This is a genomic window from Pollutimonas thiosulfatoxidans, from assembly GCF_004022565.1.
Classification (GTDB): Bacteria; Pseudomonadota; Gammaproteobacteria; order Burkholderiales; family Burkholderiaceae_B; genus Pusillimonas_D; species Pusillimonas_D thiosulfatoxidans.
This window is the reverse complement of the sequence record NZ_CP022987.1, coordinates 1,738,078-1,753,541: the sequence shown is the minus strand read 5'-3', so window position 1 is coordinate 1,753,541 and position 15,464 is coordinate 1,738,078. Positions and strand designations below refer to the sequence as shown.

Below are 15,464 nucleotides of genomic sequence, written 5' to 3'. Positions count from 1 at the left end.
CTCGTTAACTTGTCGGAGCGACTCCATGTTGAAAGTCTACGCCATCAACGGCATTACGCCGGTCATCGATCCCACCGCCTACGTGCACCCCACTGCGGTACTGATTGGCGATGTCATCATTGGCCCGGGCGCTTATGTTGGCCCGCTGGCCAGCTTGCGTGGAGACTTCGGGCGGATAGTGATGTGTGAAGGCAGCAATGTGCAAGACACCTGTGTCGTCCATGGCGTGGCCGAGAACGACACCGTGATCGATGTTGACGGCCATGTCGGCCACGGCGCCGTGCTGCATGGTTGCACCCTGCAACGCAATGCCATGGTAGGCATGAATGCTGTCGTGATGGATCAGGCAGTCGTTGGTGAGTCCAGCATCGTGGCGGCCATGGCCTTCGTCAAGGCGGGCATGCAGATTCCGCCGCGCAGCTTGGTCGTGGGGGCCCCTGCCCGGGTTCTTCGGCAGCTTTCCGACGACGACGTTGCGCACAAGTCTTATGGCACACGTCAGTATCAGTTGCTGACCCGGCGCTGTCTGCAAACCATGCAGGCTGTAGAGCCTTTGCGCCAGCCCGAAGCCGATCGACCACGCCTGAAAGCAGAGCAAATCAACCCGGCCCGCTGAGCGCTACCGATCGAAGATGTTGCCGTTCAGCAGGATGGAGCGGTCGATATTGTGGATATCCGTATGGCCACAAAACCCCATGGTGATGTCCAGTTCGTTGGCGATCATTTGCAGGCAGCGTGTGACACCCGCCTCGCCCATGGCGCCCAATGAGTACAGGAAGGCGCGGCCTATCATGGTGCCTCTTGCGCCCAGTGCGATGGCTTTCAAGACGTCCTGGCCCGACCGTATGCCACCGTCCATCCACACTTCTATGTCCTTGCCAACCGCATGTGCGATAGCCGGTAGGGCGGAGATCGAGGACGGAGCGCCATCAAGTTGCCGGCCACCGTGATTGGACACGACGATGGCATCGGCGCCCGATTCCACGGCCAGGCGGGCGTCTTGTTCGTCCATGACGCCCTTCAGCACGATTTTTCCGCCCCAGCGTTTCTTGATCCATTCGAGATCGTTCCAGCTAAGTCGCGGATCGAACTGTTCCGCTGTCCAGGAAGACAAGGACGACAAGTCGCCCACACCCTTGGCATGACCGACGATATTGCCGAAAGTGCGACGATTGGTGCCCAGCATGCTCATGCACCAACGCGGTTTGGTAACGAGGTTCACCAGGTTGGCCAGGGTCGGTTTGGGTGGGGTGGACAAGCCGTTGCGAATGTCCTTGTGGCGTTGGCCCAGCACTTGAAGGTCCAGTGTGATCACCAGCGCGGAGCAGTTTGCTGCCTTGGCGCGGTCAATAATGCGTTCGATGAAGTCGCGGTCGCGCATGACATACAACTGAAACCAGAAGGGCTTGTGCGTGTGCGCCGCGATGTCTTCGATGGAGCAGATGCTCATTGTGGACAGCGTAAACGGGATGCCGAACTTTTCGGCGGCACGGGCGCCAAGGATCTCGCCGTCCGCATGCTGCATGCCCGTCAGGCCGGTGGGCGCTATGGCCACCGGCATGGCGACATCAATACCTATCATGGACGAGCGATGGGTGCGCTTCTCGATATTGACGGCGACCCGCTGTCGAAACTTCAGTTTTTGGAAGTCTTCTTCGTTGGAGCGGTAGGTCGCTTCAGTCCAGGAACCCGAGTCCGCATAGTCGTAGAACATCCGGGGCACGCGCCGCTCTGCCAGTTGGCGGAAGTCTTCGACACAAGTCATTTTCGATGGGGTGGGCACGTCGGGGCTCCTGTTAATGCAACGTCCTGAAAGATACTACAAGTCGCAGCTGTTCGCGCGTCAGGCAAGGTCGAGCCGGCTGGCATCGCTGGCATGTACGCGCAAGGCCTTGCCGCCGTTCCACCATATCACCCGTGCCACCTTGGCTCGATAGGCAATATCCAGTGCCTGGACCGGGTCGCTTTCTATGAAGTGCGTGTGACAACGGGCCATCAGCGCTTCGGCCTTGTGCTGGGAAGTTTGCGCCGGCGTATAGCGCGTTTCGTCTCTCATGACCAGGGGGCCATGGAAGCCGTGCTGTTGCAGCCAGGCTTGCGTACGACTGCGGTCCTGCTCGGGCCGGCCCGTAATGATGGTGATGTTCTCTAAATGCAGGCCAGGCAGCACGGCGTTGGGCAGCAGCAGATCGCGTTGTGCCAGCGTTTCGTGCAAGGCTTGTGCGTAGCTGTCTTCGGGCAGGTCCATCAGCAGAATTCCATCCAGGTCGATCGCCCACGAGGCGTACTCGTGTTCCGGACGTGTCGGTTCATTGTCGGTCGCGGCGAAGGCTTCGGTTATGGAGGTGCGCTCCCACGGAAACCAGGCACGCAGTCCGGATGGCACCTCAATGCCAAAGTCGGGCTTGATGCGCGATTGGGCATCGTAGGCCAGCGCAAAAACGTCGACTTGATGGCCCCGAGCCCGCAGAAAATCCAGGCAGTCCACCAGGGTCGTGCCACGACCGGCGATGTCTTCGACCAGTAAGATTTTTGATGCAGGGGAGGGCTGGTCGACGGTGTACCAAGAGACCTTGCGGGTATTGCGGGCATAGGCCAGCGCATGCAGCGGCAAGCTTAGCTCTGTGGAGGCGATCAGGCCCGGAAAGAGGCCGCCCCGGGCGATGGCCACCACCGCGCCGTAGCCCAGCGCCCGCCATTGCGGCACAAAACCGGAAACCAGGGTTTCGATATGCGCATAGTCATAAGGCAGGGCGGCGTTCATGCGGGACTCCAGTCAACGGCTCCCCGGCATTCTAGCGCAGCGGTACGCTGCACCATGGCCTATCGTATGCAGCGATTCCAGCGGCCGTACTGTCCTTGGATGTGCCCGCGCGGCAGGCTCAGCGCGACCAGGGCAAGGCCCGCGATCAGGCTGGCACCAGTCTGCACGGCGTTCGACTCGTAAGCGAAGGGCGTAATCAACAGGGCCACACCCAGCGGTATCAACAGGAAACGCAAAGTGCGCGCCACTTCCGCCGCCGCGATCGATACGATCGTCAGCACCAGCGCGCCGATGACATGATCGGCATTGGCCATAGCCCCTTCCGTGCCCAATGTCACACGGGTAAGCATCAGCCAAGCGCCTAGCGCTGCGGCCAACCAGAGCGTCCAGGGCAAATGCACTCCGCCTTGCAGTATCTCGCCAAGGACCGTCCCGGCCGGGCGGTCGAACTCATCGTCGCGGGCAGTGCGTTCTCCCTCGTCCGTGTCTCCGAACAGGAATACACGCAACATGCTTTTCCCGGCTTGCATGCGACGGCGCATGAACTGCGCAACTGCCAGCAGCTCGTCCAGCGAATAGGGTATTTGCAGCAGCATGGCAGCGGCGCCGATCAACGCCAGCGTGCTCCAGGTGCCGATGACGATGGGCTGGATGATTACGAAGGTGATCGATACGATGCCTAGCGGCACGATCATCAGTCCAAATAGCGCCACCAGCCAAGGCATGGTGCGCCAGCGTGCGCGTGAGCCAATGATGCCGGTCAGGATTTCCAGCATATAGGTATAGCCGCCCAGCGCCGCGTCGGATACCGGCCAGGCCTCTGAAACGCTGGACGTGATGATCTCTTCGGTGCCGTTGCGCGGATCGGCGGGGTTGCCCAGAAAAAAGGGCTCCCATACCGTCTCCAGATGGCCTAGCTGGTAACCGGCCAGGTAGCGGGAAACATAGAGCCCGACCAGCGCCAACGCAATGATGGGCACCCGTTGCGTCCAGGCCGAGGGGTTGTAGTCCCACCCCGGCGGGGTGTCGGGGCCGGTCATCCGCGCCAGTGGGCTAAGCCCCGGCTCGGGCGGAGTGGCCAGAGCCAGGCCAAGGATCAGCCCTCCCACCAGGGTGTCGGACAGATAGGCGGCCGCATTCCCGGTCCAGAAGACAAACGGCGCGGCCATCACGACAGCACCTATGCCCGCGCAGACCCAACGCGCAAAACCCATTTGCCAGCCGAGTGACAATGCCGCAAAAACAATAAGGGCCAAGCCCAGCAGGCTTTCCGTCCATCGCAACCCCGGTTCGACCACACCGATCAAGGGGCCTTGGGTAAGCAGCCACGTGCCCAGCGCCATATTCACGAAATGCGGCCAGCGGTAGGCTGAAAGCTCCTGACGATACTGCTGCTCGTTCTGCACGCGCAACCGCTCGCTGTCCTGCGACGCCTGCGCAGCCTCGGCAATGGTGGGTGGTGGCGTCATGCCGTTTCGCCTATACCAGGCTACCGGATCGCGCTTCAGCGATTCGACAATGGCGGGCAGGGTTTCCTTCAGCCTGTGTGCCGGCCGCCATCCCAGCAAGCGCTCCGCGCGACGTGTGTCCAGCGCGTAATGAGCATCCGACATGGCGATCATGTAAGGCTTGATGAAGGGCTCTTCGCCTTGGTCCAGCGCATCCGGCACGGCCGGCTCCATGCGGGCTTGCAGCCAGGCGCCGGCAGTGGCCAGGGTTTTAGGCACCCGCAAGGTGGGCCAATCGTCCTGCCCATGTATGAGGTAACCGATCTCGTCCTGCAAGGCGTCGTATCCGGGCGCGTCGGATTCGCCGATGAGCAGCACCGTATCAGCGGGCAGCTCGCGCCGGCATGCCAAGGTACGTTGAACGGCATCCACCATATCGTCCCGGTGCAACATGGCCTGGCCCACCAGCGTGGAAGCCGAATAGAAGTAGCTCTGAAAGTCGCGCTCATAGATGCGGGCGATCTGCTGCGCGAGCGTGGGGACCACCGTCTCCTCGTCATAGACTCCTGCAAACCGCAGGATGGCGTAGGGCATGTCGCCGTGACCTTCACGTATGATCTGTTCCGCCTGCAGTTTGGATTGCGGGTAGATGTACAGTGGACCGTAAGGGTCGGTTTCGGCTATGTGCTCGCCAGGCTTGCAGGGCGCGTGTACCAGCATGGTGCTGGCGTAAATGAAGCGTTCCACCTCAAAATCGCGCAAGGCCTCCAGCATCCGGCGCGTGCCATCCACGTTGACGGTTTGGTATAGCGGGTTGTCTTCGCCGGTAGAATCGAAATAGGCCACCAGGTGGATGACCGCCGCGAGCTTTCTTCCGCATAAGTCGGCAATGTGTTCGATGGCGTGGGCAACCGAATCATCGTCGGCAAGGTCTACGGCAAACGAGGGAAAGCCCAGGGTGTCGTCCTCATCGCGATCCAGCCCCACCAGGCGATAGTCATCCCTCAGGCTGGCCGCCAGGGTACGGCCAAGATTGCCGGACGCGCCGGTGATGACGACCACAGGTTTCCCGTCCGCGGCCGGCGCGTTGGCGTGTGGGGCAGGGGGATGAGAGGGCATGACCCCGGCCGGCAATTGGCATGCCTGTTCGGCAGACTGCCGGCCCGGAAAGCGACGCGACGCAGGCAAAAATCTATGTTATAGTTACGCCTCTTTTGCAGCGGCTGTAGCTCAGTTGGATAGAGTACTTGGCTACGAACCAAGGGGTCGTGGGTTCGAATCCTGCCAGCCGCGCCAGAATTAGGGGCTTTCCGAAAGGAAAGCCCCTTCCTGTTTGTGCCTACGGGTTTGCTGGGGTCTTTCTTGAAGGCACCCGGGACACATAAGCATTGCCCTCTATATAGAAGCGCAGCGGTTTTTCTGCCCACTCTCCAGCGTAGTCCACGCCTATCCGAGCGCTCGTGGCGATTTTTGGGGACTGGGCGCCTTGTTCTTCCGCAATAAAAAAGTCATCGCTGCAAAGATCATGGCCGTAGTAGCTCTTGTCGATCCCCATGGCCTTGCATAGCCTGCCGGGACCCCGGGTGTTGTCGGATAGGTTGGCGACAGGTTCCAGCGCGCGCAGTAGTACGGCGGCGCCGGTGCCGTCCGGTTCGGTGACGACATTCATACAGTGGTGCATGCCATAGATCAGGTACACATAGGCGTGCCCGGGTGGGCCGAACATGGCTCGGGTTCGGGGCGTCAAGCCCTTGGAAGTGTGAGCGGCCAGGTCATGCGGACCGAGGTAAGCTTCCACTTCCACTATGCGTCCGATACGCGGGCCCTCCGGGGTATTGCGTACCAAAAGCTTGCCGAGTAAATCAGGTGCCACCAGGATGGTGTCACGGTCATAAAAACTGCGAGGAAGCTTGCGCGCCGACGTCATATTTTCTCTGTTATGGATTGATACCAAATAGCCACACACACCCCACATAAAGTTTGCACTTATTGTTGACGTGGCTGCGGCCTGGCTATACTATACGTTCTAGATTTTCAAGTTCGTTGAAGTTAGTACAATCCAGTACCAGTATCAGTACAGTACTTTTTTGCTCAAATCTCTACACCTTGACAGTCTTCTATTTAGAGCATGTCGCTCTTATATTTTTAGGGATTGCAAAAAATGCAAACAGAAACCGGTATTGTGAAGTGGTTCAACAACGAAAAAGGCTTTGGTTTCATCAAGCCTGAATCGGGTGGTAAAGACCTTTTCGCCCATCACACAGACATCATCGGCACAGGCTTTAAATCGCTCGAAGAGAACCAACGCGTTTCCTTCGTAGCGGCCGAAGGCCAAAAAGGCCCTCAAGCCAAATCGATCCAAGTTATCTAATAACTTGCTAGATTAGAAAAGCCCACCCTCGCGGTGGGCTTTTTGCTTGATGGGGTCAGATCTTGCAAGACTCCAGATAAACCGTCAATTTTTCCAGCAGGGCGGCTTTCTCGGCCTCGGGCAGGAACGATGCGCTGATGCTGTTGTGTGCCAGCGTACCGAGTTCGTCACGCGTCAAGTCCAGGCTCAAGGCACTGGCCAGATAGTTGTCTGCGATGTATCCGCCAAAGTAGGCCGGGTCGTCCGAATTTACCGTTACCATGATTCCCTGTCGCAACATGCGAGCCAGATTGTGCTGGCGCATGTCGTCGACCACTTGCAGCTTCAGGTTGGACAAGGGGCAGACGGTAAGGGGTATGCGCTGCGCTGCAAGGCGCGCCATCAGGGCGGCATCTTCTTCCGAGCGTACGCCATGGTCGATGCGTTCCACACCCAAAGTATCAAGCGCCTCTTGCACATAAGCTGCTGGGCCTTCTTCGCCGGCGTGTGCCGTCAGGCGAAAGCCCAGCTGGCCGCAGCGATCGTACAGGCGCGCAAAGCGGGCCGGCGGATTGCCGCGTTCGGCGGAGTCCAGGCCAACGCCTATCCATAGATCCTGATATTGCTCGCGTAGCGGCAGGGCGGCATCCAGCGTTGCCATGGCTTCCTCTTCGGGCAAATGACGCAAAAAGCTAAGCAGCAGATAACTGGTGATTCCGGTGGTGGCGCGTGTTTCGCGCAGCGCTCGGGCAATGCCTGAAAAGATCGTGGCCATGCTGATGCCGCGCGACGTATGGGTTTGCGGATCGAACATGATCTCTGCATGCAGCACGCCGTCGTCCTGGGCCCGACGCATATACGCCATGGTCATGTCATAGAAGTCGTCCTCGGTGATGAGGACGCTGGCACCGGCGTAGTACAGGTCGAGAAAAGATTGAAGATCCTCGAACTGGTAGGCCGCCCGCAAGGCCGATATGGACGGATAAGACAAGGCGACGCCGTTACGCTGGGCGAGTGCGAAAATGAGTTCGGGCTCGAGTGTGCCTTCGATATGCAGATGCAGTTCGGCCTTGGGCAGCCCCCGGATAAATGTGGTCAATGCCTGGACGTCGGCCGTTGCGCTCATGGCTGCCCCTCCTTGTGGTCTATAGCCGCACTGGATAGTATAGCGAGTACATACAACGTGGAGACACCGATGTTCGACGACATAAGCATGCAAGACCAAAGGGTATTGATTACCGCCGGCGCCAGTGGCCTGGGCCTGGAGATGGCGCGGGTGTTCACTGCGGCGGGGTGCGATGTATTCGTTTGCGACATCAACGAGACCGCGCTGACGGCGGCGCGAAAAGAGCTGCCCAAGTTGCAGACTGCCGTAGCCGACGTTTCCGACGAGGCTGCGGTAGATGCGTTATTTGCCAAAGTCGGCGAGGCGCTGGGCGGGCTGGACATCCTGATCAATAACGCGGGCATAGCCGGCCCCACAGGCAAGCTGGAAACCTTAAGTCTTGCAGACTGGGACCGAACGCTGTCCGTGAACATCACCAGCCAGTTCCTGTGTGCGCGGCGGGCCATTCCCTTGCTCAAGCAGTCTGATGCCGGCGTAATGATCAACATGTCGTCGGTCGCCGGCCATCTGGGGTACGCCGGACGCTCGCCTTATTCATCGTCGAAATGGGCAACCGTAGGGTTCACCAAGACGCTTGCCATTGAGTTGGGTGAGTTCGGCATACGAGTCAACGCTATCTTGCCCGGTGCGGTCGAGGGCGATCGCATACGTGCCGTCATTGCAGCCAAGGCGAAAGAGGCCGGAAAATCAGTCGAGGAAATGACCACGCTTTATACCCAGCACGTATCGCTGGGCCGTATGGTCACTGCTCGCGACATTGCCAATATGGCCTTGTTCATTGCCAGCGGGGCGGCCGCCAGCGTCAGTGGCCAGGCGCTGGTCGTTGACGGCCACACGCAAACCCTGGTCTAAGCCGGAGCCACCATGAATATTGTCATTGCTGGAGCCGGCCTCATCGGCCAGGGGTGGGCTATTGTCTTTGCCCGCGGCGGTTGCGCTGTGCGCTTGTGGGATGGCGACGAGGCCGCGCTTGCACGGGCGACGACACTGATTTCGCGCCAGGTGAACGAGCTGGAAAACCGTGGGCTACTGAACGATGCGCAAGCGGTAATGGCGCGCATACAAGCGGTGCCAGACCTGGCGCTCGCCCTGCAGGACGCCGACTATGTACAGGAAAACCTGCCCGAGGTGCTCGAACTGAAGCAAACGTTCTTCAGCACATTGGATACGCTGGCCGGCCCACAAACTGTGCTGGCCAGTTCCACCTCCAGTATCCCGGCCTCGGCGTTCTCCGAACACTTGGCGGGCCGGTCCCGCTGCCTGGTTGCTCATCCGGTAAACCCGCCATATTTGGTGCCGGTCGTCGAGCTTTGCGGTGCACCGTGGACGGATCCCGCCATCATCGAAAAAGCCCGTGACATCATGCAGGCAATAGGTCAGAAGCCCGTTACGGTCAACAAAGAGCTGCGCGGCTTTGTGCTGAACCGTCTGCAGGGTGCTTTGCTGCGCGAGGCATTCCGGTTGGTGCAAGGCGGCTACGTCAGCGTGGAAGACCTGGACGTGACTGTCAAGGATGGGCTCGGACTGCGCTGGGCCTTCATGGGGCCATTCGAAACCATAGATCTGAATGCTCCGGAGGGTGTGGCCGATTACTGTAATCGCTACGGGGGCATGTTTCAGGACATCGCGCAAGAACAGACATCGATCGACGCCTGGGATCCCGCCCTGGTGCACACGGTAGACCAGCAGCGTCGCGCTTTGTTGCCAGCTGCCGACCTGCTCGAGCGTCGCCTGTGGCGCGACGAACGCCTGATGGCGCTGTTGCTTCATAAGCGCCAGGCCGAGATCTCGCAAGACGCAGCAACCTCTTAACTTTTTCAAGGAAACTCATGTTCGATCTTACCGGTCAGGTAGCACTCGTTACCGGCTCTTCTCGTGGTATAGGACTGGCAGCGGCCACGGCCTTGGGTCGGCAGGGCGCAACAGTGGTGCTTAATGGCAGGGATGGCCAGGCATTGCAGCAAACCGCAGCCGCGCTGTGCGAGCAGGGCATCAAGGCGCGTGCGCTGCCTTTCGATATTGCAGATATTCCCCAGGCCACCGCGGCGGTCGACCAGTTGCTGGCCGACGTAGGCAAGATAGACATCTTTTATTCCAATGCAGGCATCCAGCACCGCGAGCCGCTGCTGTCGGTTGCCCTGGCTGATTTCGAGCGTGTGCTCTTTGCCAACCTGACCTCGCAGTGGGCATTGGGGCGACACATTGCCGGCCATATGGTCAAGCAGAATTATGGGCGCATCGTGTTTACCGGATCGGTTACGGCCTTTCTCGGCCGGCCGGGTATCACGGCTTATACGGCCGCCAAGTCCGCCCTGCATGGGCTGGTGCGGCAATGGTCGGCCGAGCTCGCCGAATCCGGCATCACAATCAATGCCATTGCCCCGGGCTATATCAAGACCGAACTGACCCGCAAATTATGGGATGACGCCGAGTTCACAAGCTGGCTTTATGACCGGGTGCCGCAGAAGCGCTGGGGCGAACCCGAAGACATCGCTTCGGCCCTGGTGTTTCTGGCTGCAAAAGAATCCGGCTTCGTGACCGGCCAAGTCCTGACCGTGGATGGCGGCATGACAGCCTGCATGTAAGCGCACAAGCGCACCCGTCAAGCCTGGCGCGCTTGTGCCAGGCTCTTCTTGGTTTTTTCCAGTGTGCGGCTGGCTTCCTTGCCGCGCCTCAGGGCAACCCCCAATGCCAGCACATCGATCAGGGCCAGATGGACCAGGCGCGAGATCATGGGACTGTAGACTTCGGTGTCTTCCTGCGTGTCGGCGCGCAGCATCACTGTTGCCATTTCGGCCAGCGGCGTGCCCGATGCAGTGATGGCGACAACCGGGCTGCCGTTTTTCAGGGCCACCTTGACGGCGTCCAGCAAAGCACGTGAGCGACCTGAATGCGAAATCGCAACCAGGACGTCGCGCGGCCCCAGCAGCGAGGCCGCCATCAATTGCACATGGCTGTCCGAATACGCCACGGTGCAGAGGTCCAGCCGAAAAAACTTATGCTGAGCATCGCTTGCCACGATGCCGGAATTACCCACGCCGTAGAACTCGACCCGGCGGGCGGCGGCGATCAGGTCGATGGCCGCGTCCAGATGGTCGGCATTGATCTCATTGCGCACGCGCAAGAACGCGGACACGGCGTTGTCCAGCACCTTGGCCGCCAGCACCGCTGTTCCATCGTCTTCGCGCAGCGAAGAGTGCACGTAGGGTACGCCCGCCATCAGGCCGGCTGCCAGCTTGATCTTGAAGTCGGGCCAGCCGCGGTAACCCATGGAACGGCAGAATCGTATGACCGTGGGTTCGCTCACCTGTGCCAGATGCGCAACATCGCCCAGCGCAGATTTGGCCACGCCGTGGGTCTGCTCCAGAATCAACTGGGCCACCTTGCGCTCTGCCGTGCTGAACATGGGCAATTGCTGCTCGATTTTTGCCAGCAAGGGATTAGTCATTCAGATAGGCGTCCAGATAAGCGGCGGCACCAAGCAGTGCGGGATGATCGTCGGTGATGACGAAGACGGGGATGGCGGCCAGATAAGCCGAGAACCTTCCCTTGTCTTCGAAGCGCTGACGGAAGGGCGACTGCAGGAAGTAGCTGCCCAGCTTGGGCACAATGCCGCCACCGATATAAATGCCAGCCCGTGCCCCCAAGGTGACGGCCAGGTCGCTGGCGGCTGTGCCAAGGATGGCGCAAAAGGCGTCCAGCGCCCAGCGACTGAGATCGTCCGCGCCGTCCATGCCGTCGCGGCTGATGGCGGCGGCGGTTTGCAGGCGCGGCTCGCGATCATGGTGGCGGCATAGGGTGTTGTAGATGAACTCTAGCCCCGGGCCCGACAGCATGCGCTCCATGGATACATGGCCGTGGGCTTGCCGTGCAGCTTGCCAGAGCATAAGTTCGCGCTCATCAGCCGGCGCGAAGCTGACATGCCCGCCTTCGGCGGCCAAGGGTGCCCATCCGCCGGATTGGGTGGGGACAAGTGCAGAGACGCCCAAGCCGGTACCCGGACCCAGTACGCCCAGCGGCGTGCCCGGCACACTGCATCCGCCGCCAACAGGTACCAGGTTTGCGGCGTCCAGGTGGGGCAGCGCTAACGCCAATGCGGTGAAGTCATTGATGACATGCAAGCTGTTCAGGCCCAGCGTCCGGCGCGCCGTTTCTATCGAGAACTCCCAAGGGAAGTTCGTCATCTGGATATGGTCGCCCAGTACCGGGTTGGCGATACCGATGGCGGCTTCCAGAATGGCCGGGTTGCCATGGGTGGCCAGGTAGTGCCGGATGGCCTCCGTAATGGAAGCGAAGTCCGCGACAGCCAGGACACTGACATGCGAGATGTCGAGTATGGAGGTGCACAGCGCGAAGCGCGCGTGCGTGCCGCCAATATCGGCAATCAGGCGCGGCGGCCGCTCAGGGATGCCAATAGACATCTAGGGGAACTCCCTTCTGGGCAATGACATAGCTGATGGGCAGCGTTCGTGTGACTTGTTGGGCGGCTGCTTCGTAAACACGTCGCTTGTGCTCGCCAGCGATGGCCAGCACTATCCGTTTGCTGCCCAGCATTGCCGCAAGCGTCATGCTGATGCGCTCATGCGCGGCCGTCCCAGGCGTCATATGCAGATAGCGTTTGACCTGATCTGGCGCAAGCCCTTGCGCCAACTGCGGCGCCTCGGGGAACAGCGAGGCCGTATGGCCGTCGTCGCCCATGCCCAAAATCACCATCGTTAGATCATTGCGCTGTGTATTGGCCTGGGACACGCTGGCCGCGATGTCGTCGGGGTCGCTTACCAGTCCCGCAAATTTCGCCTGGGCCGCCTTGTTTTGCAGCAAATAGCTGCGTACCAGTTTCTCGTTGCTGTCCGGATGGTCAAGCGGCACGTGTCGCTCGTCGACCAGCGCAACAGTGATCTGCCGCCAGGGCAGCTCGGTCTGTGCCAGCGCCTGGAACAATGGAATGGGTGAGCGTCCGCCCGACACCGCCAAGGTGGCGGTTCCGGTTTCGTTGACTTCGCGCTGCAGCTGCTTGCCGATGTCACGCACCATGGCGTCGACGCAGTCCGCGCTGGATGTAAATTCATGCCACATATCAGCTCTCTTCATGCCATACGATGCCGGCGCGCGAGAGCAGGCCGCTGGATGCGGCTGGCCCCCAACTGCCGGCAGTATAGGTTTTAGGTGCGATGGCATGCTGCGCCCAGCAGGCCAGTATGGGTTCGACCCAGCACCAGGCTTCCGCCTGTTCGTCTCGCCGCATGAACAAGGCCAGGCGGCCGCGTATGACGTCCAGCAACAAGCGCTCGTAGGCGTCAGCCCATCGCGCCTGGAACATGGTATGGAAGTCCAGATTCAAATAGGTGGACTGCAGGTTCATGGCGTCGCCGGGTTCTTTGGCAAGGAAATACAGGCGCACGCTTTCCTTGGGCTGCAGTCGGATCACCAGGCGATTGGCCGAATGCAGGCCTATTGGCATGGGGAACAAGGCATGGGGCACATCGCGAAAGTTGATCACGATCTCGGCGACGCGCTCCTGCATCCGTTTACCCGTGCGCAAAAAGAACGGCACACCCGCCCAACGCCAGTTGGAAACTTCTGCCTGCATGGCGACGAAGGTCTCGGTGTTGCTGTCCGGGGCCACCTTGTGTTCGTCGCGATAGCCCGCCACCGGCATGCCCTTGATGGCACCGCTGCGGTACTGCCCCCGGACGGTTTTGCTCAGCACGTCTTCAGGGGTGAAAGGCTTGAGCGATTTCAGTACCTTGAGTTTTTCGTCGCGTATCGCATCTTCCGACAGACTGGCCGGTGGCTCCATGGCCACGATGCACAGTAACTGCAGCAAATGGCTTTGAAGCATGTCGCGTAGGGCGCCCGTGCGATCGTAGAACTCGCCGCGTTCTTCCACGCCCAGTTCTTCCGCGATGGTGATCTGGACGTTGTCTATCCACTCGCGTCGCCACAGGGGTTCGAACAGGGTATTACCGAAGCGCACCGCCATCAGGTTCTGCACCGACTCCTTGCCCAGGTAGTGATCGATGCGATAGATCTGGTTCTCCTCAAACCACTGGCCAACGGCGGCGTTGATCGCGTTGGACGATTCCAGGTCGTGTCCCAATGGCTTTTCCAGCACCACGCGCGCGTTAGGATGATTAAGACCTATGGCTGCCAATTGACGGCAAATCGGTATGAATAGCTGCGGGGCTGTCGCCAGGTAGCAAACGGTGACGCGGCCATGATCCGAACCGAGCAGGGCCGCCAGCGACTCGAAGTCCGGCAGATTGCCGGCGTCCAGTGTCTGGTAATGCAGCCGTTTGATGAAGCTGCTCCAGGTCAGTTCATCGTAGTCCACGCCCAGGCGCGGCCTTACCCGTTCCTCCAGCAGCGCCAGGTAGCCCTGCAGGCCGAACGCTTTCCGGCCCAAGGCGACGATGCGGCCATCGTCGTTCAGGGCGCCCGCCTTATGGGCCTGATAAAGAGAGGGGATGAGTTTGCGCAGAGCCAGATCGCCCGTTCCGCCAAAGAAGACCATGTCGAAGGCGGGGGTAGTGGCCATGTAAAAGTCCTTGCGAAGTGGGAAGCAGCTTTCTGTAATTAAGCTACAGCTGGCCGAGCTTGTAAAGCCCTTCGCGCCCGAGCGCCAGTATCCTGTACGATTGGCTACGAGCTCGTAACAAACAACGCTTGGGTATCCTTGCAGCATGACTAAAGAAAGTGAACGCAGCACCATCGCGGATGTGGCGCGCCGGGCCGGGGTGTCCAAGGCAACGGTGTCGCGTTTCTTCAATCACCGCGAAACCTTGCTTACGCCCGAGATCGCGCGACGCGTTGAACTGGCTGTAGCCGAGCTGGGGTATTCGCCCAGCCCGATGGCGCAGTCGCTCAAGCGGGGTCGCTCGCGGCTGATTGGTCTGGTGGTCGCAGATATCACCAACCCGTATTCGGTCGCCGTGCTGCGCGGCGCGGAACACGCGTGTCGCGAAGCAGGGTACTTGGTCATGTTGTTCAACCTGGGCAATGATCTGGAGCGCGAAAGCGCCGGCATACGGGCTTTGACCTCGTACAAGGTTGAAGGCTTTATCCTGAACACCATGGGTCACGATGCCGGTGCAGCCCTTGAAACAGCCCGCCAGGGCAAGCCGGTCGTGCTGGTCGATCGTCTGCACCGCGGCCTGGAAGTGGATTTCGTCTCGCTGGACAACTGGCAGGCCATCGAACTGAGTGGGGGGCATTTGCTGGAAGCCGGCTATCGCGACTTGCTCTTGGTGACTGAGCCGCTGGGCACGGTCAGTTCGCGCATCGAGCGCGTCCAGGCCTTTACGCAGTTCGTGGATGCCACCCCCGGCACGACCGGCGCCTGTTACGAAAGTCGTGCGGAAGACCCCAGCGGACTGGATGCGGCCTTGCTGCAGTTGCGCCAGCGCGCGAAGGGTCCCTGCGCGGTGGTGTCCAGCAACGCTGTGGTCAGCCTGCGCATCGTTGCAGCCGCGGCCAGACAGGGATGGCGGCTGGGTGGCGACATAGGCCTGGTCGGAATCGACGACACGCCGTGGGCGCCCTACGTGGGGCCGGGCATCACAGCCGTATCGCAACCGACCGATGAACTGGGGCGCCTGGCGGCGCAATGCCTGATGCAGCGCTTGCAAGGTCTGCAAGCTGCCCCACGCAGCATATTGCTGCCAGGCACGCTGCATGCTCGGGGCTCGACGCAGCGGTGACGTCAGTGATGCCGGGGTTTACCCGGCCTTATCTGCTTCCCGGCGGAGACGACGTGAAATCTGCTGCTATAATTTT

General features: G+C 60.4%; 15 protein-coding genes and 1 tRNA gene. 7 read left to right on the top strand and 9 right to left on the bottom strand.

From position 1 onward, the window contains the following. Positions 1-25: 25 nt before the first annotated feature. On the top strand, positions 26-616 hold the full coding sequence (locus CKA81_RS08335; RefSeq protein WP_128354899.1) for a phenylacetic acid degradation protein PaaY: 591 nt from the start codon (positions 26-28) through the stop codon (positions 614-616). A gap of 3 nt (positions 617-619) precedes the next feature. On the opposite strand, the gene CKA81_RS08330 is transcribed toward CKA81_RS08335, so the two are convergent. Genes CKA81_RS08330 through CKA81_RS08320 form a run of 3 tightly spaced genes read right to left on the bottom strand, consistent with a single transcriptional unit; the run spans position 620 to position 5,331 of the window. Further along, positions 620-1,783, bottom strand: a complete 1,164-nt coding sequence (locus CKA81_RS08330) for an alpha-hydroxy acid oxidase (protein WP_269467480.1) — start codon at positions 1,781-1,783, stop codon at positions 620-622. Positions 1,784-1,843: 60 nt separating this feature from the next. Further along, positions 1,844-2,764: a phosphoribosyltransferase family protein gene (locus tag CKA81_RS08325; protein ID WP_128354898.1), complete on the bottom strand. Its 921-nt coding sequence runs from the start codon at positions 2,762-2,764 to the stop codon at positions 1,844-1,846. Between the two features lie 59 nt (positions 2,765-2,823). After that, positions 2,824-5,331, bottom strand: a complete 2,508-nt coding sequence (locus tag CKA81_RS08320) for an NAD-dependent epimerase/dehydratase family protein (protein ID WP_128354897.1) — start codon at positions 5,329-5,331, stop codon at positions 2,824-2,826. A gap of 100 nt (positions 5,332-5,431) precedes the next feature. On the opposite strand from CKA81_RS08320, the gene CKA81_RS08315 reads away from it, so the two are divergent. After that, positions 5,432-5,508, top strand: a tRNA-Arg gene (locus CKA81_RS08315). 43 nt (positions 5,509-5,551) lie between these two features. Here CKA81_RS08315 and CKA81_RS08310 read toward each other — a convergent pair. After that, entirely contained in the window at positions 5,552-6,139 is a 588-nt protein-coding gene (locus CKA81_RS08310) for a DNA-3-methyladenine glycosylase (protein WP_128354896.1), read from the bottom strand. Between the two features lie 234 nt (positions 6,140-6,373). On the opposite strand from CKA81_RS08310, the gene CKA81_RS08305 reads away from it, so the two are divergent. Continuing rightward, positions 6,374-6,583, top strand: coding sequence for a cold-shock protein (locus CKA81_RS08305; RefSeq protein WP_128354895.1), 210 nt, complete (start codon positions 6,374-6,376; stop codon positions 6,581-6,583). A 55-nt stretch (positions 6,584-6,638) separates the two neighbouring features. On the opposite strand, the gene CKA81_RS08300 is transcribed toward CKA81_RS08305, so the two are convergent. After that, a complete protein-coding gene (locus CKA81_RS08300; RefSeq protein ID WP_128354894.1) occupies positions 6,639-7,688 on the bottom strand; it encodes an adenosine deaminase in 1,050 nt (349 codons plus the stop codon). Positions 7,689-7,757: 69 nt separating this feature from the next. On the opposite strand from CKA81_RS08300, the gene CKA81_RS08295 reads away from it, so the two are divergent. The 3 genes from CKA81_RS08295 to CKA81_RS08285 are packed head-to-tail and all read left to right on the top strand — an operon-like array spanning position 7,758 to position 10,273. Further along, positions 7,758-8,540 (top strand): SDR family oxidoreductase, encoded by a 783-nt coding sequence (locus tag CKA81_RS08295; protein ID WP_128354893.1) that lies wholly within the window; start codon positions 7,758-7,760, stop codon positions 8,538-8,540. A gap of 12 nt (positions 8,541-8,552) precedes the next feature. Then, on the top strand, positions 8,553-9,500 hold the full coding sequence (locus CKA81_RS08290) for a 3-hydroxyacyl-CoA dehydrogenase (protein ID WP_128354892.1): 948 nt from the start codon (positions 8,553-8,555) through the stop codon (positions 9,498-9,500). A gap of 17 nt (positions 9,501-9,517) precedes the next feature. Continuing rightward, entirely contained in the window at positions 9,518-10,273 is a 756-nt protein-coding gene (locus CKA81_RS08285) for an SDR family NAD(P)-dependent oxidoreductase (protein ID WP_128354891.1), read from the top strand. A gap of 17 nt (positions 10,274-10,290) precedes the next feature. On the opposite strand, the gene CKA81_RS08280 is transcribed toward CKA81_RS08285, so the two are convergent. Genes CKA81_RS08280 through zwf form a run of 4 tightly spaced genes read right to left on the bottom strand, consistent with a single transcriptional unit; the run spans position 10,291 to position 14,226 of the window. Next, on the bottom strand, positions 10,291-11,136 hold the full coding sequence (locus tag CKA81_RS08280; RefSeq protein ID WP_269467479.1) for an SIS domain-containing protein: 846 nt from the start codon (positions 11,134-11,136) through the stop codon (positions 10,291-10,293). Next, entirely contained in the window at positions 11,129-12,109 is a 981-nt protein-coding gene (locus CKA81_RS08275) for a glucokinase (RefSeq protein WP_128354890.1), read from the bottom strand. The genes CKA81_RS08280 and CKA81_RS08275 overlap by 8 nt, the downstream gene beginning before the upstream one ends. After that, positions 12,090-12,764 (bottom strand): 6-phosphogluconolactonase, encoded by a 675-nt coding sequence (gene pgl, locus CKA81_RS08270; RefSeq protein ID WP_128354889.1) that lies wholly within the window; start codon positions 12,762-12,764, stop codon positions 12,090-12,092. Before pgl ends, CKA81_RS08275 begins: the two co-directional genes overlap by 20 nt. A 1-nt stretch (position 12,765) precedes the next feature. Continuing rightward, positions 12,766-14,226, bottom strand: coding sequence for a glucose-6-phosphate dehydrogenase (zwf, locus tag CKA81_RS08265; RefSeq protein WP_128354888.1), 1,461 nt, complete (start codon positions 14,224-14,226; stop codon positions 12,766-12,768). Between the two features lie 145 nt (positions 14,227-14,371). On the opposite strand from zwf, the gene CKA81_RS08260 reads away from it, so the two are divergent. Then, on the top strand, positions 14,372-15,388 hold the full coding sequence (locus CKA81_RS08260) for a LacI family DNA-binding transcriptional regulator (RefSeq protein ID WP_128354887.1): 1,017 nt from the start codon (positions 14,372-14,374) through the stop codon (positions 15,386-15,388). Positions 15,389-15,464 lie beyond the last annotated feature (76 nt).